This window comes from Micromonospora qiuiae, assembly GCF_016863555.1.
Lineage (GTDB): Bacteria > Actinomycetota > Actinomycetes > Mycobacteriales > Micromonosporaceae > Micromonospora > Micromonospora qiuiae.
On record NZ_BOPC01000087.1, the window covers coordinates 1 to 19300 of the forward strand.

16 protein-coding genes are annotated in these 19300 nt (G+C 69.8%); 6 read left to right on the plus strand and 10 right to left on the minus strand.

Features of this window, described 5'->3' with window-relative positions; all coding sequences use genetic code 11:
- The 3 genes from Vqi01_RS25120 to Vqi01_RS25130 form a co-directional block, all read right to left on the minus strand.
- The coding region (locus tag Vqi01_RS25120; protein ID WP_204037319.1) for a cellulose-binding domain-containing protein at positions 1-1060 on the minus strand (1060 nt) is incomplete at its 3' end.
- 235 nt (positions 1061-1295) lie between these two features.
- Entirely contained in the window at positions 1296-1460 is a 165-nt protein-coding gene (locus Vqi01_RS25125; protein ID WP_204037320.1) for a hypothetical protein, read from the minus strand.
- Positions 1457-5671 (minus strand): HEAT repeat domain-containing protein, encoded by a 4215-nt coding sequence (locus Vqi01_RS25130; protein WP_204037321.1) that lies wholly within the window; start codon positions 5669-5671, stop codon positions 1457-1459. Before Vqi01_RS25130 ends, Vqi01_RS25125 begins: the two co-directional genes overlap by 4 nt.
- Positions 5672-5949: 278 nt before the next feature.
- Here Vqi01_RS25130 and Vqi01_RS25135 point away from each other — a divergent pair, with 278 nt between their 5' ends.
- On the plus strand, positions 5950-6906 hold the full coding sequence (locus tag Vqi01_RS25135; RefSeq protein ID WP_204037322.1) for an SCO2521 family protein: 957 nt from the start codon (positions 5950-5952) through the stop codon (positions 6904-6906).
- 6 nt (positions 6907-6912) lie between these two features.
- On the opposite strand, the gene Vqi01_RS25140 is transcribed toward Vqi01_RS25135, so the two are convergent.
- From Vqi01_RS25140 to Vqi01_RS25160, 5 genes are all read right to left on the minus strand, one after another.
- Positions 6913-7890, minus strand: coding sequence for an SCO2522 family protein (locus Vqi01_RS25140; protein ID WP_239098653.1), 978 nt, complete (start codon positions 7888-7890; stop codon positions 6913-6915).
- A complete protein-coding gene (locus tag Vqi01_RS25145) occupies positions 7875-8804 on the minus strand; it encodes an SCO2523 family variant P-loop protein (RefSeq protein WP_204037323.1) in 930 nt (309 codons plus the stop codon). The genes Vqi01_RS25140 and Vqi01_RS25145 overlap by 16 nt, the downstream gene beginning before the upstream one ends.
- Positions 8804-10645 (minus strand): SCO2524 family protein, encoded by a 1842-nt coding sequence (locus Vqi01_RS25150; RefSeq protein ID WP_204037324.1) that lies wholly within the window; start codon positions 10643-10645, stop codon positions 8804-8806. Before Vqi01_RS25150 ends, Vqi01_RS25145 begins: the two co-directional genes overlap by 1 nt.
- A 232-nt stretch (positions 10646-10877) precedes the next feature.
- On the minus strand, positions 10878-11669 hold the full coding sequence (locus Vqi01_RS25155; protein ID WP_204037325.1) for an SCO2525 family SAM-dependent methyltransferase: 792 nt from the start codon (positions 11667-11669) through the stop codon (positions 10878-10880).
- A 110-nt stretch (positions 11670-11779) separates the two neighbouring features.
- Positions 11780-12289 carry an FAD-dependent oxidoreductase gene (locus Vqi01_RS25160; RefSeq protein WP_239098654.1) on the minus strand — a complete coding sequence of 170 codons (510 nt, stop codon included), beginning with the start codon at positions 12287-12289 and terminating at the stop codon, positions 11780-11782.
- Between the two features lie 233 nt (positions 12290-12522).
- On the opposite strand from Vqi01_RS25160, the gene Vqi01_RS25165 reads away from it, so the two are divergent.
- The gene (locus Vqi01_RS25165) at positions 12523-12939 is read left to right on the plus strand and encodes an ankyrin repeat domain-containing protein (RefSeq protein ID WP_204037326.1); all 417 of its coding nucleotides are present in this window, start codon (positions 12523-12525) and stop codon (positions 12937-12939) included.
- A gap of 240 nt (positions 12940-13179) precedes the next feature.
- Positions 13180-13800 (plus strand): alpha/beta fold hydrolase, encoded by a 621-nt coding sequence (locus tag Vqi01_RS25170; RefSeq protein WP_204037341.1) that lies wholly within the window; start codon positions 13180-13182, stop codon positions 13798-13800.
- Positions 13801-13901: 101 nt separating this feature from the next.
- Here the strand turns inward: Vqi01_RS25170 and Vqi01_RS25175 are convergent, their stop codons facing one another.
- Positions 13902-14753 carry a phosphotransferase enzyme family protein gene (locus Vqi01_RS25175; RefSeq protein WP_204037327.1) on the minus strand — a complete coding sequence of 284 codons (852 nt, stop codon included), beginning with the start codon at positions 14751-14753 and terminating at the stop codon, positions 13902-13904.
- A 465-nt stretch (positions 14754-15218) separates the two neighbouring features.
- Positions 15219-15620 carry a VOC family protein gene (locus tag Vqi01_RS25180; protein ID WP_204037328.1) on the minus strand — a complete coding sequence of 134 codons (402 nt, stop codon included), beginning with the start codon at positions 15618-15620 and terminating at the stop codon, positions 15219-15221.
- Positions 15621-15745: 125 nt separating this feature from the next.
- Here Vqi01_RS25180 and Vqi01_RS25185 point away from each other — a divergent pair, with 125 nt between their 5' ends.
- The 3 genes from Vqi01_RS25185 (at position 15746) to Vqi01_RS25195 (ending at position 19017) form a co-directional block, all read left to right on the plus strand.
- Positions 15746-16516, plus strand: coding sequence for a TetR/AcrR family transcriptional regulator (locus tag Vqi01_RS25185; protein WP_204037329.1), 771 nt, complete (start codon positions 15746-15748; stop codon positions 16514-16516).
- 298 nt (positions 16517-16814) lie between these two features.
- On the plus strand, positions 16815-17990 hold the full coding sequence (locus Vqi01_RS25190; RefSeq protein ID WP_204037330.1) for a glycosyltransferase: 1176 nt from the start codon (positions 16815-16817) through the stop codon (positions 17988-17990).
- Positions 17980-19017: a glycosyltransferase family 9 protein gene (locus Vqi01_RS25195; RefSeq protein WP_204037331.1), complete on the plus strand. Its 1038-nt coding sequence runs from the start codon at positions 17980-17982 to the stop codon at positions 19015-19017. The genes Vqi01_RS25190 and Vqi01_RS25195 overlap by 11 nt, the downstream gene beginning before the upstream one ends.
- Positions 19018-19300: the final 283 nt, after the last annotated feature.

Here is a 19300-nt window from a genome sequence, read left to right on the forward strand (position 1 = left end):
GCCCGGCGATGGCGGCGCCATCCAGCCAGGTACGGAGCTGACCAGCCGAACCGTCGACCATGAACTCCAGGCAGACCCACCGATTGGTGGGCAGCGGCACACTCTGCGCCACCCCAGCCGGGCTCTGCTCGGGCAGAGTCGCGTCATCGGAGGCACGGTTCCACTGCAGGGCGCCGTTCTGGCCGCCCATCCGCAGGTCCCTGTTTCCGTCGGCGGCGTCGGCCATCGCCACCATCGTGGTGTGATCAGTGGGCTGGGCGGTGGTGTGCCGTACCCAGATCCGGCCGTACCGGACACTGCCCATGCTGCTGAGGTTCTTCGTGGATTTGATGAACACGTGGTTGCAGTACCCGGCTGCGCCATTGATCCGGACCGCCCGACTGCCGCTGTGCGTGGTGACCGTGTCGATGGTGGCCGTGCCGGCGCCGGAACAGTCCGGGTTCACCACGGTCCAGTCGCCGGACGGCGTCGAGCCGGTCTGGTTCTCGAAGCCGTCGCAGAGCACCGCCCCGGCGCATCCGGTCGGCGGGTTCGTGGTCGGCGGGGCCGAAGTCGGCGGCAGGCTGCTCGGCGGGATCGAAGCCGGCGGCGTGGTGGTCGGCATCATCGTGGTGGGCACGCCGGTCGGGGCCGGCCCGGCGCCGTTGCACGGTACGCCGTTCAGGCTGAACCCGGTCGGCGTGCCGCCGCCGGAGGCGAACGTGCCCTGCACACCGAACTCGGTGGAGCCGCCGGCCGGGATGCTGCCGTTGTACGACATGTTGCGGGCGGTCACCGTCGATCCGGATTGGCTGACCGCGGCGTTCCAGCCGTTCGTGACGCGCTCGTCCCCCGAGTACGTCCAGGTGACGGTCCAACCGGAGACGGCCGCGTCACCGGGGGAAACCTTGATGTTGGCGGTGAACCCGCCGGGCCACTGGTTGGGCGTGTAGTCGACCCGGCAGCCCTGGGCCGCCATGGCCGGGCCGGTGAGCAGGGCCGTTCCGGTCGCGGCCACGGTGGCGGCCAGCGCGGCGACGACCACCAGAATCGGGGCGGTGCGGGCACGGAGAATCGTCATGGGAGGTCCTTCTGCCATCGAGATGGACGGAGGCGCGTGGTGGCGTGCGTCCCGGACGGACGCGGCACGGCAACGCGCCCTGAGCGCGGCGCAGCGGTGCGCCACAGCGACTGGTCGGCGCGTACGACCGACGTGCCCGGCTCGGGGTGGACCTGTCAGCCGCCGACAACCCGGTCACCCGGGCCTCGGCGGCGCCCACCCTCAATCTATTTACCGAAGCCAATCTAATCAAGCGTCAGCTGCCGGTCGGCGCCTTGGGCACGGTGCGGGTGAGGAGCCGCCACGGCCGGTCGGTCAGCAGGGCCGTGGAATTGCCGGCCTCGAAGTCGGAGCCGGCGATCGCGAACCCGGCATCAGCGCTGCGACGCGCTCGATCGGGTGATGGGCCGGGCCTGATCACGGAAAGTCGTCGGGCGTGATGTCGGGTAGCGTGGCCAGTAGTTGCCCGGCCAGCCGCCGTACGGTGTCGTCGTCTTCCTGGCGGCCGAGCCGCATGAGCAGCTCTCGTGTCCGGGTGTCTCGGTAGTGGTGTCGGGTCAGCGCGAGCAACGCCGTCCGGCGGATCTCCCAGTCGTCGTCGTCGGCCAGCCGGAGCAGCAGCTCCGGCACTCCGGCGCGGCCGGCCAGGGTCGCGCCGAGTTGTTCCGCTGCTCGGCGCCGGACCTCCAGGGCCGGGTCGTCGCGGACCAGTCCGACGAGCAGCACCTGAGCTTCGGGGTCGGCGCCGAAGTGCTCGCCGAGCGCGGCGGCGATGCGGGCGCGGATCGCCGGGTCCTGGTCGGCCAGGCGGCGCATCAGTCGCAGTGTCACCGCCATGGAGGCGCTCCCCCGCTCGGTCAGGCAGCAGACCGCGGCGTCGAACACGGTCGGGTCGGTGTCCGACTCGACACATTCCAGCAGCACGTCGGTTACCACGTCGGGGCTGCCGTACCGGCAGAGCGTCTGCACGGCAGCCAGCCGGATGCCGACGTAGCTGTCCCGGCGGGCCCGCCGGCACAGTGTTTCCACGAGGCCCTCGACCCCGCCGTGCCGGGCGAGTGTGTCGGCGGCCGCGCGCAGCACGTTCGGGTCGGGATCTCGGCTGACCTGTTCGGCCAGGCACTCGCGCACGGCGGGGTCGGGCGGGTCGGCAAGACGGGCCAGGCTGCGGGTGACCCGCAGCCGGACGAGCGCGTCCCGCTCTTGGAAGGCTCGGCTGATGAGCAGATCGCGGGTGGCGTGGGCGAACAGTTGTCGGGCGGTGAGCAGGTCGACGGCGGTGAGCCGGACGCTCGCGGTCGGGTCGCGTCGGGCGCTGTCCAGCAGCAGTTCTCCGATGCGGGGGTCCGGGTGGGCCTCGGCCAGGGCGCGTACCGCGGCGAGGCGCACCGTGGCGTCCTCGTCGACGCGAGCCGCGTGCGCCACCACGGTCCAGCAGGTGTCGTCGGTGCTGTCCCGGTCGATCAGCGCGGTCACGGCGGCAGCCCGCACGGAGGCGTCCTCGTCCTGTTCGATCTGGTCGATCAGCCGGGTCCGGCAGCGTCCGTCCGGGTCCGGTACGAGCGCCAGCCGCTGCACGGCGGTGGCGCGGAGCCGGGCGGAGCTGTCCGAGCTGGCCAGCTTCAGCAACAGGTCGGTCTCCTCCGGGCCGGATCGTCCCGGCAGCAGTCTGGTCACCAGGCAGCGCCGCACCTCGTTCGGGGAGTCGCCGGTCATTCGCTGCAGCGCGCGGCTGCGGGCGGTCTCGGCGTGCTCGGGCAGGGCCAGCAGGGCCGTCAGCGCGTCCTGCACGACTGCGGGATCGGAGTCGGTGGCCAGTAGTCGCTGGAGGGTGCCGGGTGCGTCCGGCAGGTCGGTGCAGCGCGCGACGAGCACGGCGACGGCGGCTCGTCGTACTGTGGTGGCGGTGTCCTCGGTGGCCCGGAGCAGGGCGTGCCGGATGTCGTCGCTGAGTTCGGCGCGACCGCCGAGGGACTGCACGGCCAGCACGCGGACCGCTGGGTCGGGTGAGTCGGCGAGGTCGCGTAGCTCGTCGGTGAGGTCGGGTTCGGCGCCGAAGTGGGTGATCAGGGCCCGTACGGCGGCCTGCCGGACGGCGGTGGAGACCTTGGCTCGGGCCTGGGCGATCAGGATGTCCCGGTAGCGACGGCGGTCGCCGTCGGTGGTGTCCAGCCGGCCGGCGGCTTCGGCGAGCCCGGCGACCAGGGCGAGGTGGGCTTGCCGCTCGCGGCCCTGCTGGAGCTCCCGGACCAGCAGTTCCTCCAGGTGTTCCTCGGTGGTGGACAGCGCTGCGGCGATCCGGGTGGCGAAGGCGGAGCCGGAGCGCCAGCTGGTTCGTACTCCGCGGCGGCGGTACCAGTTCAGGAAGGTGTGCCGGCTGGGCCAGTTCGGCCCGAGTGCCCGGACCGAGGAGAGCAGTTCCTGTTCGGTGAGGTCCGCCAGGTTGGGGTCGTCGGCGGAGATGCCGTGTTCGACCAGCAGCACGACCTGGCGCAGCACGGCGTTGCCCGCGTCGGTCAGTTCGGAGGGCTGTGGGGTTTCGGCCACGCATTGCGCGGCCAGCACGAGGTTCCAGGGCGGGGCGGTCAGGTTCAGCGGCGGCCAGGGTTGGGTGGTCTCGGTGGCGAGCAGGGCGATCAGGTCGTTGGCGATCCGGGCGGGTAGGTCGCCGGCGACGAGCCGGAGCACCTCCCGCCAGGACGGGTCGGCCCAGTGTTCGCGGAAGAGGGCGCGGAGCCGGTCGAGGTCCCAGGCACCGGGGTCGTTCTCGATCCTGTCCACGATCTCCTCGGCACAGAAGAATTCCAGGAACGCGCGGTGCACGAACCCGAACAGTCGCAGCCCGTATCGTTCCAGGATGAAGCTTCGCTGGCGCAATTTGTCGATCATCGAGTAGGCCATGGCGAGCGCCCGCTCGTTCTCGAAACCGTAGAACGCGACGAGATGATCGCGAAAGATGCGGGCCAGTTCGTCGGAGTCGATGTAGTTGCCGGCCGGTCCCGATTCCCGGAACTGCATGCGGAATGCCAGGTGGCGCAGCAGTCGGCGCTTCGCCTGCGGGTCCAGCGAGGGTACGTCGCCGTGGCTCTCCCGCAGTTGTTTGGTCACGTCCCACTCGGATATGAGGACGTCGGTGACGTGCGCGTACAGTCGGCGTCGGTTGCGGGGCAGGGGGTGGCTGCGGCCGACGATCGCCATGAGCATCAGCAGCAGCGGGTTGCCGGCGATCTCGTGCATCGCTCGGGAGTTGCGCAGCATGTCGAGAAGCTGTCGTCGTTGCCGTTCCGCTTCGACAGCCGGGGTGGGCATCACGTAGCGGTACCAGTTGTCGAGGAACCGGTTGATCTGTTCGTCGTCGAGGTCCTCGAGGGTGAAGTGGTCGAAACCGGCGTTGGCGAAGGTCTGTCGCTGGTAGCCAGCCGCCCGTGAGGTGACCACCGACAGCACCCCCGGGTACTCGTTGGCGAAGGTGGCGATCTGCGCGGCCACCTCTTCGCGCTGGACCGGGTCGAACACTTCGTCGAGGCCGTCGAAGAGAAAGAGGGCTTGGCCGCCCTGGCGCAGGTATGACTCCAGCACCTCCTGGTCGATGCCGGTCAGTCCCTGTTGGTGGCGGTGGCCGACGTAGTCGAGTAAGCCGTCGCAGCGCCCGTCGCCGCAGTGCGCGGCGTAGGAGCGCAGTTCGATCAGCACGGGCAGGTACCGGTTCAGCGCCGCGAGTCGGGGTTCGTCGCAGGCTCCGGCCAGTGCCAGTGCCAGGTACCGTGCGGCCGCTGACTTGCCGGAGCCGGGGTCGCCGAGCAGGACGATCGTACGGCGGCCGGGGTCGCAGACCACGTCGAACAACGAGAGCGCGTCCTTGGCCGCGTACTCCTCCCAGAGTCGTTCGAGCTCTTCCGGGTTCACCACGCCGGGTAGTCCGCCGGTGTCGCCGCCCGGTGTGGCGCCGGCCCACCGCCACCAGGCCAGTGGCATTTCCGGGCGGGCCTCCTCGTGCACTCGAGGCTCGACGAACACCTTCGGCAGCCCGACGGTGAGGTAGCCGATGGTGGGACGTGGTGAGACAGCGTCGACTGGGACGGCGTGGTATCTGAGCGCCAGTTGCTTGTAGTAGTGGCTGCGTACGGCTTCGGGTAGGTGGGTGTCCGGGTCGGCGGATCCGCGTGCGGGGGAACGTCCGCTGCGCACGTCGGCCAGCGCCGCGGTGACCTTGGCGGTGAGGTCGTCGACGCTGCTGAAGAAGGCGCACAGGTGTCGTTCCTTGAGTTCCCGGCGCAGTTCGACGATCCGATCCCCGTCGGTGCCCCGGTCGATTTGGTCGCCCGGCCAGGGGGCATCCTCGGCGAGGAGAAAGACCAGGCAGGGTTTTCCGGCCGCGAGTGCCTCGCGGTACTCCAGTTCGGTGATGGAGGATTCCTGACCGGGCGGACAGAATCCGTAGCGCCATGCGAACAGTCCGATGTAGAGATCGCAGCGGCGTACGTCGGCCAGGCAGCGGTCGAGTGGTAGTCGGACGTCGGCACCGTACGCTTCCATGGCGACGTCCTCGATCTCCAGACGACGTGCCACTGCGTGTACGGCAGCGCGATGTTCCAGCAGGTCTTTTTGAGTGGCCGAAATGTAGACCTTCATGAACGGCAACTCCAGGGGTAGCTGGCAACCGCACTATCGAAAATATCAGCCGTCGTCACGTCGGTGCGGCCGGTGAGCGCTTCGCGCACCATGGGATTCCCGCCGATGTCAGGCTTATGATGTCCGGGGCAGATGCCGATCCACGGGTCGATTTCCGTTGTCGCGAGGGTCCCGTTGCCTCACCAGGGGCGGTATCGGCGCGGGTCACGGCGAGGATGAACCAGTGGGGGTCGCATTCCGCAGGATGATTGCGGGCGGACGGCGATGCGGAGGAAACTATGATCACGGTCGGTGAGGTGCACACCAACCTGCTCCAGCACAGCACGGCGCTGGCTCAGGAGCAGAGTTCGGAAGTGCTCAGCCTGGTCGAAGGCGAGGCCGTGCTGACCTCCCGCCGTCCGTCGCTCTATGCGGTCTCGCCCGATGTGCGCACCGGCGTGGACTGCTGGCTGCCCAGCGCCAAACGGCGGCGGCTACGGGGGGTGGGCGCGGTGGTCACCCGAGCCATCATCACCGGCGGCCGAATCGTGCAGGCGTCGTCGGTCATCCAGGTCGTCAACGGCCAACGTCGCCACCCGTGGTCGCACTATCTGGCCAACCCGGGCGTCCTGGAGACGGTCGGCAAGCTGAACAGCGCCGACCTGACCGCGGGTTTCCTGCACGGCAACGACGCGGACGTGCTGAACCTGGAGGCGATCACCGGACGTGTGCTCGACGGGGTGCAGATGTCCGACCTGCTGGATAGGCGTCCCCCGCTGCGCGCGGCGCGTACCCGGCTGCGGTGGACCGCGCAGGTGGGCCAGCAGCCGGACCGCGAGGTCTCCGCCGTCGTCACCGTGGACTCCCCGACCCTGCGTACGGTTGAACTGGTGCTCGCCCCGCAGGACGTGCCGGCGGCCGTGGCCGGTCTCTGCGAGGATCTCGCGTTGCACGACTGGCTGCTGACCATGCTCTCCTCCCTGATGGAGGCCGCTGTCACCCGGTCGGCCTCCGGGCAGGAGCACGTTGAGCGGTTGCGGCCTGTGCTGGAGCACCTGCTGCATCTGTGGTTGCCGGGCGCGCGGGTCAACCCGCGGCTGCGGCCGATCTGGGACCGCTTGGAACAGGTGCCCGGATTCAGCCGGCAGTGGAACTCATCGGTGAACTGGATCCGGGATCAGATCAGCGTGGGCAACATGGCGCTGCTGCGTGACCTGGCGGGCCGAATGTCGGTCGACCAGCCGTGCGGGCGCTGACCACACTCACCCGCCGATGAACACGTAACTCAGTCGGTCGACGAGCTCACTGGGCAGGTGCAGGCCTTCATCACCGGCGCGCCGGGCGACCTGTTGCGCGACCGCCGGCGGTACCGCCACCTGGCCGAGGATGGTCCGTACCGCCAGCTCGACCGGCAGATACTGGGTGTCCATCAGGGTCAGTGTGCGGTACGCGCAGAACGGCGCGGCGGTCGGGTTGAGCTGAACGACCGCCGGCAGCTCGTCCCAGTCGGCGGGTAGCTCGCCGGTGAGCCGGCTCGGTTGCATCAGGGTCTGCCCGCGGTGTCGCAGCACGCCCAACCGGGTCATCTGCCAGACCGATGCGAGCAGCGCGCACGCCCACACCCGGCTGTTGGGTTCGTCGGACCACAGCTCTATGTCGACGAAGATGGAGTGCCGGGGATCGCCGGACTGCACCGGCGGGGACCAAGGGCGAGGCAGGGTCATCGCCGGCGCGTCCACGTACCCGGGTGAACGCATACCGTTGGACAGCCACCCGGATTCACTGAGCGGGGGCCGGCTTCCGGTGGTGTGCCGGGGTGGTTCCACCACGAGGGTGTCGACCACCATCTGGGCGAGCTCGACGCCGCCGTGGCGGGCGAAGCTGGATTCCCGGGCCACGTAGTCCAACACCAGGCCGTGATCCGCCGCGGCGCTCTGCACCTGATGGATCACCTCGCGCGGTGAGCCGAATCGGTGAAAGTAGTCGTCCACCATGAAGCAGGTGCTGATTCGTGGCTGGCGGCCTGCCGGCAGTCCCTGGCGGGCCAAGGCCGGGATCGCCGGCGACCAGTCGGCGATGCGCGCGAACCTGCGCCGCAGTTCCTGGCAGCCGGCGCCGAAGTCCTCCGCGTAGAAGTGCCCCAACTCGACCGACAGGTGTGAGTACGCCACGCTCTCTGTCCGACGCACCGCAGCTGCCTCCTGGAACCTGACATCCACGTCGATCACACGGTTTCCCATGCGGTCTCGTCGAAGAGCTTTTCGGTCAGATCCACGATGGCGTCCACCGTCTTCACATTCGCGATCTTGGCTTGTACGTCGTGGTCCGAGATGAGCTGTTCCCGCCACTGCAACAGCGGGTCCAGCGGCACCGCGCCGAGCAGCGTCGTGCGCCCGACGCCTCGGCGGCGGGCCAGTTCCGACAGTTCCTTGTCGCACTTGCGCAGAAATGCCTGCTGCGCGAGGTCGAGGTGACCGACCTCGGGGCCGCGGGAGTCGATCACCGCCGTGCGGATGAAGCGCAGCGACTCCCGCAGCCGCTCCGGCTCGTGGCCGTATTCCTTGCCCATGGCGAGGATGCCGCCCGCCTCGAAGGCGAGATCTGCCGCTGCGGTGACGTGCTGGGGAGTCCAGCGGTGGAAGACCAACCAGCGCGCGGTCACTTTGCGTAAGGTGGGGGTTGCAGTGGCGGCCAGCGCGATCTGGCTGGCGTACGAGCGGCCGGCGCTGAGGTCCACGAGGGTCAGGTCGAACTCCTCTTCCAGCCTGAGGAAGAGTTCGGCACAACGTTTGGCAATCTCGTTGGTAAAGCCGAATTCGCTGCCGTTGCGCTGGCCGGGTAGGAGCACCAGCGGGCCCGCGCCGATGGGTCGCTGGCGCAGGCTGGGCCGTTCCGATGCACCCCAGACATCCAGCTGTTCGGGAAATGGGATCTCTCCGCGCAGGTAGCGGTGCAAGCCGCCGCCGTTGGGCCCGGCGCCCTCCACCCCGTTGACGGCGTGCGGGATCTGGAACGTGATGCCAGCGGTCGGCGAGCCGAAATCGTAGTCCAGGTAGCAGGTGGGGCGGCCGGACAGGGCGCTGCGGTAGGCGATGTTCGCGGCGGTCACCGAGCGACCGGTGCCACCCTTGTGCGACGTGACGAAGACCAGCATCAGATCCCCTCGCTGGCTTTCTGCTGCCCGGTAGTGACGTCGTTGAGCAGAAGCAGCAGCGTGTTCGCCAGGGCCGCTGCCGTGCCCGGGCGTTCCTCCACCAGCAGTTGCGCCTGGCGCAGGCTGGCCCGGATGCTGCGCATGCTGCGTTGCATCGCCTCGCCGGCAAACGTGCCGCGCATCAGCTCGCGGTCGAACAGGTACTCCGCCTCGTCGATCAGGTCCTGCGCGTACGCGGCGAGCCGGCCGGCGCGCGGGAAGGGCCGTTCCCAGAGCAGTTGACCGGCGTTGACCAGTGCGTGCACCACCCGCTCGGTCAGATACCAGGAGGGCGCGTCCGGTTTGGGGGCCAGCCCGGGAAAGGCACCGCCGGCATGGTCCCACAGCCCCCGGTGCCGGCCGTCGGGCATACGGCGCAACAGCAGGTGGTCCCACACCTCGTCGGCCAACTCGAGTAGTTCGCTGCGCCGCCGGGCGTTGCTCAGCAGGCCGGCGACGGTGATCGCCCGATGGAGCAGCACGGTGGAGAACTCGTTCACGTTCCACGTCATGATCGGCTTGGACGTGTCGTCGTTGAGGGTGACCCGCTTACCGGGAGTGTGCACGAGCAACGCTGACTCGCCGGGCGATGCGCGGCGGGTGACGCGTGCCCGCTGTGCCAGTTCCACGAGCACCGCGGCGATGCGGCCGAGCTCCTCGTCGCCGCCGCGTCCGACCGCGAGCAGTCCCTTGACTGCCAGCGACGTTGCTTGGAGGGTGTAGTAGTCGGTGCGGTCGCCGTCGGTCGTGCGCCACGGGATGTCCTCGATGGGCCATCGCCGCCGGTTGCCGAAGGTCGCCACCGTCGCCCAGTAGGTCCGGGTCAGCTCCCAGCGTAGTTGCAGAGCCCGGGACAACCGCTGTTGTTCCTCGTTGAGCAGGCCGAGCAGGCGGGTACGTTCGGAGTTCAGGTCTTCGATGGCGTCCATCGCGATGACCGTGAAGTAGAGGTAGGGAGCGTTCTCGGCCGAGCCTTCGCGTTGCCGGCCGATCGGCTCGCTGGTGGGGACTTCCTCGGCGCCGGCGATGATGCCCCACGACCAGCCGCATTCGAAAAGCATTTCGCTGTTGTCGAGGTCTTCGGTGACCCGGCCTGACCCGATGATCACGCTGCGCAGGCTGGCCATGGTTTCCCGCAATTGTTCGCGCAACGCCGTGACGAGTTCGCGGCGCGGTAGCTCGTCCTGGTTGACCATGTCGCACAGCCGGCGGCCGTACTCGTCGGTGGAGGTGAAAACGAAGGTGCTGAAGCTGCGCAGCAGACCCACCATGGCGGCGGTGAGCCGGATGCCGGCCATCGCCTCCAGGTCGTCCAGTTGCGCGAGCAGGTCACGTCGCTGGGTGGCCCTGCGGTAGACCTTGACGAAACCGATCGTGGCCAACGTGAGGGTGACGGAGACGGCGAACGAGTCGACGATGTCCAGGGACCGCTGTTCCTCGGTGAGCTCCAGGCCGCCGTCGGCCGGGGTGAGGTAGCCGCCGCCGCTGAAGATGGGCGTGCCGTCCTCGGCGGTGTACCGCCTGAAGTAGTCGATCATGACGTTGACCAGCCGGCGGGGAATCTCGATCGCACCGCCGATGGGGCTGAGGGCCTCGATCACCTCGTCGTCGGCGCGGTCGGGGTCGTCGATTGACAGCACGGGAACCTTGGCCGCGGGAAGGAGCAGGATCAGTAGTTGCTCGGCATCACTGATGGAATTGCTACCGCTTCGGCCGCCCCAGTGCCATTCACCGTTCTCCCAACAACTCCGCACCGTGGCCCGCCAGATGTCGAGGATCTCCTGGCGCGGCTGTATCCGCATGATCCACCGCCGTCTGCATGTAGTCGCCGACTCGGAACCGCTGGTGTTGCCGTGGCGCACGATGATCCACGATGACCGGCACCGGTGTGCAATGTCATGGTAACGGGCCGGTCGAGTGCCATCGGAGACGCTCTGCCTGCCGCATGTCGGCGAGCCCGCCGGACGTGGTGCAGAATGTCCGCCCCGGCAGGCCGAGGCGTCCACTCGGCGGCGACGATGATACGCATCGGCACTATCCGCGGGTGCGGCCGGTGGCCAGCAGCATGCTCAGGTATCCGTCGCGCAACGGCGGCCGGGGGCGCTCCTCGTGGACGGTCACGTCGTACGCGCTGGCCACGATGCCCGCCACCACCTCAGCGCGTTGCAGCGCCACGGCCGGGAAGGAGCGCGGGCCGACGCGGTAGCCGGAGGACCCGAGCATGACGGCCACAGCGAAGGGTGACCCGGGGCGCAGCGCCCGCAGGAACCGGGCGACGGCGTGTTCGGCCTCCGCCCGATCGGCCGAGATGGAGCAGGCCACGAAGAACATCGTGCCCGCGTCCCAGGTGCGCGGCGGCAGGTCGAAGACGCTGGTCCTGCAGACTCGCCCGACCTGTGCCAGACGCCGTCGCGGATCGGGCAGCGCCGCGTACGCCGGGTGCTCGACGCAGACTTGCCAGTACGGGTCCCAGAGTTCGTCGTAGCCGTCGACCTGCGTACGCAGCCAGCGCACATTCGACGTGGACCACTCGCACAGGTCGATGACGTGCGCGAACGGCAAGAGCGTCAGGGCCGGGTAGAGGTTGGCGCCCGATCCGACGTCGACACAGCGGGCGTCGGCCAGATTCGCTCCGGCGAAGAAGTCTCGGGTCCGGCGGAGCAGCTCCCGGTCGTCGGAGCGCAGGTCCGCGTAGTTGTGCCGGATATAGGCCTGCGGGTCGAAACCGTCCCACTCGACCTCGGCGTTCACCGGCCTCGGGGACTGGATCGGCACGGATGACGCGGGCGAATCGCCACAACCGCCGGCCGCCGGGGTCAACGCCATGGACGTGCCTCCATCGGTCTCAGCGGATCACACTCGGTTGTCGCTCCGGCGCGCTCGGTGCACCGACCATTGTGCATCGAACCTGTTGCCTGCCCGCAAGTGACGGCACGTCACCGCAGACAAGAAGCGGCAACCTGGCGACGGCCCCGCTTTCCCCAATACGCAGAGCTGATCCGAACAGTCGCGCCGGCCGCCAACCGCTGCCGAAGCCAGGCCAGGTACGGCGTCATCTCCACCGCTGGCGCGGTGAACCGCAGCAGTGCCGTGTACGGCGGCGCTGCCGGCTCCGCCAGCAGATCTGCGCACGCCGGTGCCCACCAGGGCGGCCCGACGTACGGCTCGCGCAGCAGCATCCGGGTCGGCCGGTCGACCGCCCCCGGCACCCCGTCGCCCGCCTGGCGGCTCAATTTCGTGTACGTCTGCCGCGCCCAGTCCAACACCCGTGGGTCCTCGTCGGTGTGGGTCGGGTACCAGACCGCGGCGGCCACCGTGGACACCGTGTCCGCCGGGTCGTCGGCAGACAACACGGTCACCCGTGCCCCCCGCTGCTGAAGAGTCACCGCCGCCGTCATTCCGACGACCCCACCGCCGACCACCACCACGTCCGCCGCTGCCATCATCGTCATCTCCCGTCGCTCGTGCCGACCGAAGGTCCGACGCACGGCGCGCACACGACCGACGGCATGTGCGTGAAGTCGGTCTTGGTGCGGGCCATGGTAGGTCCGGGATCGGTTACGGCAGGATTGTGCGGTGGGCGTTGGTTCTGGGCCTACTGATGTCAGTCAGTGGGACGGCCAGCAACGGGCCTACGTCAGCTCGGTCATCGCGGACCCAGCCGCCTATTCTGAGGCTGGTGAACGTCCGACAGCGCAAGAAGCTCACCGTCCGCCTGATGGCCTCGCTACTGCGTGACGATCTTCCGGCCGTACGTGCGCTGTGGCGCGCGGGGGCAGACCCGAACGCGGCAGACCGTGACGGCACCACACCCCTCTACCTGGCCGCGCTGCGGAACAAGCCTGCGGCGGTGCGGGTTCTGCTGGACGCCGGGGCGGACCCGAACATGGAGAGTGGGCGCGGCGACGAGGGGACACCCTTGACGGCAGCCGCAGCGTGGGGGCACGCCGATGTCGTCCGCGAACTCCTCGCAGGGGGCGCGGATCCGAATCTCCGCGAGGATCACGGTAGCGGGCTGTCGCCCCTCGAGTGGGCCGTCCGAGGCGGCCACTTTGAGGCGGAAGCGCTGCTCAAAGCCGCTGGCGCGAGACGATAGGCATCACGTGAGTCACGCCGACGAGTCCAGGCGACTGCAACCTCTCAGGCCCCAGGTGCCTTGGCTGATCCATTATCGGCGCACGATCGGCGGCTACAGGTGAGCGCGTCGCTAGACGTTCCGCTGCCCGGCGGTAGCGTAGCCAGCGTGACGCAATCGCACGTCTTCGAACTGGGAACCGTTGACGTCAACGGGGTGACGCTCGCATACCGGGCGGCCGGTGACCCGGCAGCCCCACCGATGGTGCTGCTGCATGGTCTCGGCGACGACGGGCGCGACTGGGGCGGCGTGCATGCCGCCTTCGCGGCCACGTACCGCGTGTACGCGCTGGACCTACGCGGCCACGGCCGCAGCTCGCACCCTGGCCGGTACTCCTTCGAGCTGATGCGCGACGACGTCATCGGGTTTCTCGCGACGGTGGGAATCGACCGGTGCGTGCTCATCGGCCATTCCATGGGCGGCATCGTGGCGGTCCTGCTCGCCGAGACCGCCCCGCACCTGGTCACGCACCTGATCCTGGCGGACATGACGGCCCCCCGATCGGGCGGCTTGAAGCGTCCACCGCTGCAGCCGCCCGACGAGCCCACGCCGTTCGACTTCGCCGCCGTCAACGCCATCCGCGCACAAATCAACGATCCCGATCCGGCGTGGTGGGACGACATGAAGGCCATCTCCACCCCGACGCTGATCATCGGAGGCGCGCGCAGTGTCATCCCCCAACACCTGCTGGCCGAGACCGCAGAGCGGATGCCGGACGCCACCCTGGTCACCATCGACGCGGGCCATCACGTGCACCACGACGAGCCAGCGGAGTTCATCGCCGCGGTCGACGCCTTTCTCGCCGTACGCGTGGTCCGCTGACCGGCGCCGTCAACGTGCCCGCACAGCGCGCATGGGAGGTACCAGCATGCCGAGCAACCTGCCGAGATCGGGCCATGCTGCGGTCTGTTGGATTGCGGCTGTCAGCTTCCGGTATCCAGGCCGTTGCGGTCGAGCGCTGCTCGGATCTGGCTGAGCCACTCGGTGCCCAGCCGGCGTCCGTCGGGGAACTGATCGCCTCGATCCCAGCGCCACGTGGTGATCATCGCCAGCACGAGGATCCGGCATGCGCGTAGCAGCCTGTGGTCGACACCCGGGTAGTGCTCGCCGACTTCTTCGGGCGCATGGGCGAGGTCGAACTCGATCGGTCCACGGCAGCATGTCTCGAGGTCTATGAAGAGCAGCCCATTCTTCGTGGTGAGCACGTTGCCCGGGTGCGGCTCGCCGTGCACTGGTTGCTCGGCTTCGCCACGTCGGCCGATCACTCGTCGCAGGCTTTGTAACGTGTTGCCGAGGAGTTCCCGGTCCGCGTCGGCGAGGGCCGGGGTGCGGTCGCGGCTTGCCACGAGTTGCTGTGCCTGCTCGACTCGATCCGTGAAGTGCGGCGTGGGGACATCGAGCTTGCGCATGCCGGCATGCAGCCGCCGGAGTGCATCGGCGTAGTCGGCTGGCGAGATCTGCCGGCACGTCGCAGATTCGTAGTAGGTCCACAGCGTGACCACGAACCCGTCACGCTCGTAGACACTTGGCTCTACTCGAGGATCAAGAGCAGCTACCGGGCTCCCGGATTCGGCGAGCCGTTGCGCAAGCTCAATCTCGGTGTGCGCGACCTGATCCGTTGCAGGTGCCACCCGGGCCACGACGTCACATGGCAGCAGACGCAGCGTCAGCTTGTTAGAGTCCTGCAGAACGACAGCATCGTCGACCATCAGGTCAACTGATGCTGCGATCGACATGGCCGCGGCCACCGCACGCTGAAGCTCCAACGCCTGCATCTCGCCGGCTCTCTCCCTTGCGCGCTGCCGTGCTTCCCCAGCGGGACCCTACACAGGGTGTCGGGGTCCTAATCTGACGCACTGATCCCGGCACGATCGCGCACTCGGCTGTGCCGTCTTTGATCACGCCCGGTCTACGGCTAAACCCACTTGCCGGCTGCGATCATTGAACGGATGAAGGTACGACACCTGGTGGTGCTGACCAGCCTTGATCCCATGTGGGCATAGGGCGCGCAGGGTGATCAGCCGCTCCGGGCCGTAGGCGTAGAGCACGTTGCGGCTCTGTAGCGTGCTCGGGGTCGTCGTAGTAGGTGTACTCGCCGACCTCGATGCGGTCCGTGTTTGTGAGTGGGCGTCGTGCAGCAGCCGGACCGCAGCGGCGACGAGCCGAAGGTCCACGTCGGCCGGTCCGGCGCATGGCGGATGCCGCGGCACATCACGACGCGCCGCCACTGCGCCGAAGGATCAGCCGGAGTGCTGTGGATCGGGCGGTGAGACCCACTGCACGAGCTGGTAGATCACACCGTTGGGATCGGCCATCTGGAAGTAGCGCTCCCCCCATGGCTCGGTCTCGATCGGGGTGACGATCTCGACCCCCTCCTGCTGCAGCCGCGTGTAGTCGGCGTCGATGTCATCGACGGTGAACACGACCAGCAGCCCATCGGCGCGGCCGGCAGCCGACGCCGGTTTGAACGTCGGCAGCCCGGTGCGCAGATAGATGAGGTTGAACCCCGCCTCGGGGTGGGCCAGAGAGCAGAACCCATCGGCAGCCATCACCTCGGTGAACCCGAGATGCTGCTGCACCCAGGAGGCGGAGGCCTGGACGTCGGGGACGTTGAGCGAGATGGCGGACTCGGTGAAGCGCATGCGGTGGGCTCCTGTCGACTCGATGGCCCCTGCCGAGGCCGGGCAGGCAGGGGGTTGAACGATCGGATTACATTATACACCGTACACCATACGGTGTACGGCGAAGGTGTGGCAGGATTGTTCCCGTGACCCAGAACCGCACCGGATCAGGCGAGCCCAGCCGCACGCTCGCCCTGCTGTGGCGGGAGCCCTCCGAGACGGCGCGGCGCAAGGGGCCAGCCCGGTCGCTGACCATCACGCAGGTCGTCGCCGCCGCGCTCGCGCTTGCCGACGAGCAGGGCCTGACCGCGGTCACCATTCGCGCGGTGGCCGAGCGGGTCGGAGTCTCCGCCATGTCGGTCTACACCTACGTGCCGGGCAAGCCCGAGTTGCTCGACCTGATGGTGGACGCCTGCTACGCACGGATGACCCGTGCTCCATGGGCCGGGCAACCGTGGCGCGAGCGGCTCACCACGGTGGCCGAGGCCAACCGGGCCCTGCTCACCGCCCACCCCTGGCTCACCGAGGTCGCCGCCCTGAGCCGCCCCCCGCTCGGGCCGGGCATGATGGCCAAGTACGAGCACGAGCTCGCCGCATTCGACGACACCGGGCTCTCCGACGTCGACATCGACGCCGCCCTGACCTACCTGCTCGGGTTCGTGCAGTCCCACTGCCGATCGGCCCACGACGCTGCCCGGGCCACGACCGACACCGCGATGAGCGACGCCGACTGGTGGGCGGCCAACCAATCCGTCCTCGCCCGCGCCCTCGATCCCCACATCTATCCCCGCGCCGTCCGCATCGGCTCCGCCGCCGGCGAAGCGCAGGGCAGCGCGTGGCACGCCGACCGCGCCTGGGCCTTCGGCCTCGCACGCACCCTCGACGGCCTCGCTGCCCTCATCGACGACGGCAGCTGAGGCCGACACGCCTCCTCGCATGCCGGGTCGACCGTGCGCCGGTCGCCTCGGAGCGAGCCTGCGGCGCGGCGACCCGCAACGCGGGCAGGGCCGGCCGCACATCACCACGTCGCCGAGATTGTCCGGCCGCACCACGCGAATCCGCCGCTGGCCGGGCCAGTGCACGGCGGGGCCGACCAGGGCCGCTGGATGCTTCCACGCCGTCACGTCCGCCGCCGTACCCGGGCACCCGCCGGGCAACGTTTCCCGCACGGAAGGTGGGGAATCAGGCAGCCGTGCGATGGGGAGCGGATATCCGGTGACCGGTGAGCAGTTGCGGGTGTGCGTCGTGCACGGCCCGGGACGGCCCGAGCGCGACGGGGTCAGCGACTACGTCGTACGCCTGAGCCACGCGCTGGCCGCGCAGGGCGTGCAGGTGAGTGCGGTGCCGGTACGTCCGCCCCGGTCGAGCGGGTGGTGGACTGCGACGCTGACCGCCGCCCGCGAAGTGCGGCGGCTGCGGCCGGACGTGGCGCACATCCAGTTTGCCCCGTCGGCGTACCGGTTCGCCCGGTCCCCGGGCCTGCTGCCGGACCTGCTGCCGGCCAGCCTGCCGACGGTGACCACGCTGCACGAGTTCGGTGCCTGGGCTACCCCGCATTGGATCCCTGCCGGGGTCTGGCGCCCGCTGGAGGCGGCCCGGCTCTGGGACCGGGAGACCGGACGGCTCGCCCCGGCGAGCACCGCGCTCGTGGTGACCAATCCGGAGCACGGACGGCTGCTGCGAAACCGCACCGGCCGCCACCCGGTCGAGATCCCGCTCGCGCCGAACGTGACCGACCATGCCCCTGCCAGCGGGGCGCGGGAGCGCGTACGCAGCCGCCTCGGCCTCGCTCCGGACGCCTTCCTGCTGGTGTTCTTCGGTTTCGTGCACCCGGTCAAGGGGGTCCGCTACCTGCTGGAGGCACTGCCGGCGCTCCGTGCCGAGCGACCAGCGCTCCACCTGGCCGTGGTGGGTGGCTTCACCTCGCAGGCACTCCCCGAGCCGGAGGCACAGGCGTACCGCGCCGAGCTGACCGGCCTAGCGGACCGGCTCCGGGTGTCCGATGCGGTGACCTTCACCGGGCACCTGCCGGCCGCCGAGGTGTCCGAGCTGCTGCACGCGGCCGACGCGGCCGCGCTGCCGTTCACCGCCGGCGTCACGCTCAAGAGCGGCGCCCTGCTCGCCGCCCTGGCCCACGGCGTGCCCACGGCGGTGACCCCGCCCGACCGACTGCAAGGTCCACTCGCAGCGGGCCGGGCCGTGGCGGTGATCCCCCACCGCCGGGACGCCGGCGCTGTGGTGACGGCACTGCGCCCACTGCTGCACGACCCGGACCTGCGCCGCCGCCTCGGCGAACGCGGGCGGAAACTGGTGGCCGAGCGGTCCTGGCCGGTCGTCGCGGCCCGGCACCGCGACCTCTACGAGCTGGTTTGCAGGCGGCGTGGCAGGTGAGCGCTACCGGGACATCCTGGTGGTGGACCTCCTGGGCGGCCTCGGTGACCTGGTGATGCTGCTGCCGGCCATCCACGGGCTGGCCCGAGGCCATCGCGGGGCGGCCCTGCGGGTGGTCACCCACGCGCCCGGGTCCGACCTGCTGCGGCACGATCCGGCGGTGACGAGGGTGCACGTCGCCCCGGACGGACCGGGGACGGCCGGTGCGGCGGTGGCGCGGGCGCTGGCGGAACACCAGCCGGACCTAGCCGTCACCACCACCCGCTACGACCGAATCCCGGAGCTGCTCGCCGCCTCCGGTGCACGATGCGTCACCGACCTGTGGCGCCGACCCCCACCCGACGAGCTAGTCGGCAGCCGCTACCTGCGAATCCTGTACGACGAAGGGCTGCTCGGCGCGGACGCGCTCGGCCTCTTCCCACAGGTCCGGTTGCGTCCCGAGGAGCGCGCACTGGGCGAGGAGACGCTGGCCGGCCTCCTACCCGATCCGGTCCGGCGCCCGCCGGTCCTCCTCGTTCCCGACGCCGGGATGGCAGTGAAGCGGTGGCCGCCGCGATCCTGGCGAACCCTCGCCGGCCGCCTGGGCGAGCTGGGGTTCCCGGTGCTGACGGTGACCGCCGGCCCACCCGCGCCGGTGCTGCCGCCGGGCGACCTGCGCCACCTCGCCGCCTGCTTCGCCGCCGTGGCCCGCCGTGGCGGCGCGGTGGTGGGCGGGGACACCGGGCCGGTCCGCCTCGCCGCCGCGGTTGGCGCCCGCACCGTGGCGCTGTTCGGCCCGACCCTGGCCAGCCGGTACGGCCTGGGCGTCGACACCGTTCGTGAGATACAGGGGCTGCCCGACTGCCCGCACCGCCAGCCGACCGCCATCACCGAGCAGGTGTGCTGGTGGGATGCCCGCTGCCCGCTCTCGCCCGACGGGCCGGCCTGCATGTCAGACATCGACCCGGGGCAGGTCGCCCGCCGAATCCTGTCCCTGCTCGAGGCAGCATCGCCCGCCGAGCAGTGGCGCATGCCGCGACGCTGCTGAAGCCGTCGGCCGGGTAAGCAAGCCGACCTGACCCACCCGTGCCTGGGTGCCCGTCAGTCCACGGGCAGGGCACCCAGACCGGGCCACGACGGACCGGCGAGCCGGGACGACGGCCGCTGGCGTCAATCCGGAAGAGCCACCCACTTTCGCCCGGCCCCGAGGGTCGGGGCGTCGACGAAGGTGGGGGTTGGTCCCGCATGCGTCGCCACGCCGGCTCTCGTTAGCTTCGGCGCATCGGCAGGAGCTGATGTCCCGCCGGTGCTCCGAGCAACTACGTCCAGCG

Excerpts from the sequence above, each read along its gene's own strand:
- Vqi01_RS25150 (WP_204037324.1), bottom strand. The coding sequence starts at position 10,645 with ATGCGGATACAGCCGCGCCAGGAGATCCTCGACATCTGGCGGGCCACG.
- Vqi01_RS25155 (WP_204037325.1), bottom strand. The coding sequence starts at position 11,669 with ATGGCGTTGACCCCGGCGGCCGGCGGTTGTGGCGATTCGCCCGCGTCA.
- Vqi01_RS25160 (WP_239098654.1), bottom strand. The coding sequence starts at position 12,289 with ATGATGGCAGCGGCGGACGTGGTGGTGGTCGGCGGTGGGGTCGTCGGA.
- Vqi01_RS25140 (WP_239098653.1), bottom strand. The coding sequence starts at position 7,890 with ATGGGAAACCGTGTGATCGACGTGGATGTCAGGTTCCAGGAGGCAGCT.
- Vqi01_RS25175 (WP_204037327.1), bottom strand. The coding sequence starts at position 14,753 with ATGCAGGCGTTGGAGCTTCAGCGTGCGGTGGCCGCGGCCATGTCGATC.
- Vqi01_RS25145 (WP_204037323.1), bottom strand. The coding sequence starts at position 8,804 with ATGCTGGTCTTCGTCACGTCGCACAAGGGTGGCACCGGTCGCTCGGTG.
- Vqi01_RS25135 (WP_204037322.1), top strand. The coding sequence starts at position 5,950 with ATGATCACGGTCGGTGAGGTGCACACCAACCTGCTCCAGCACAGCACG.
- Vqi01_RS25130 (WP_204037321.1), bottom strand. The coding sequence starts at position 5,671 with ATGAAGGTCTACATTTCGGCCACTCAAAAAGACCTGCTGGAACATCGC.
- Vqi01_RS25170 (WP_204037341.1), top strand. The coding sequence starts at position 13,180 with ATGGTGCTGCTGCATGGTCTCGGCGACGACGGGCGCGACTGGGGCGGC.
- Vqi01_RS25180 (WP_204037328.1), bottom strand. The coding sequence starts at position 15,620 with ATGCGCTTCACCGAGTCCGCCATCTCGCTCAACGTCCCCGACGTCCAG.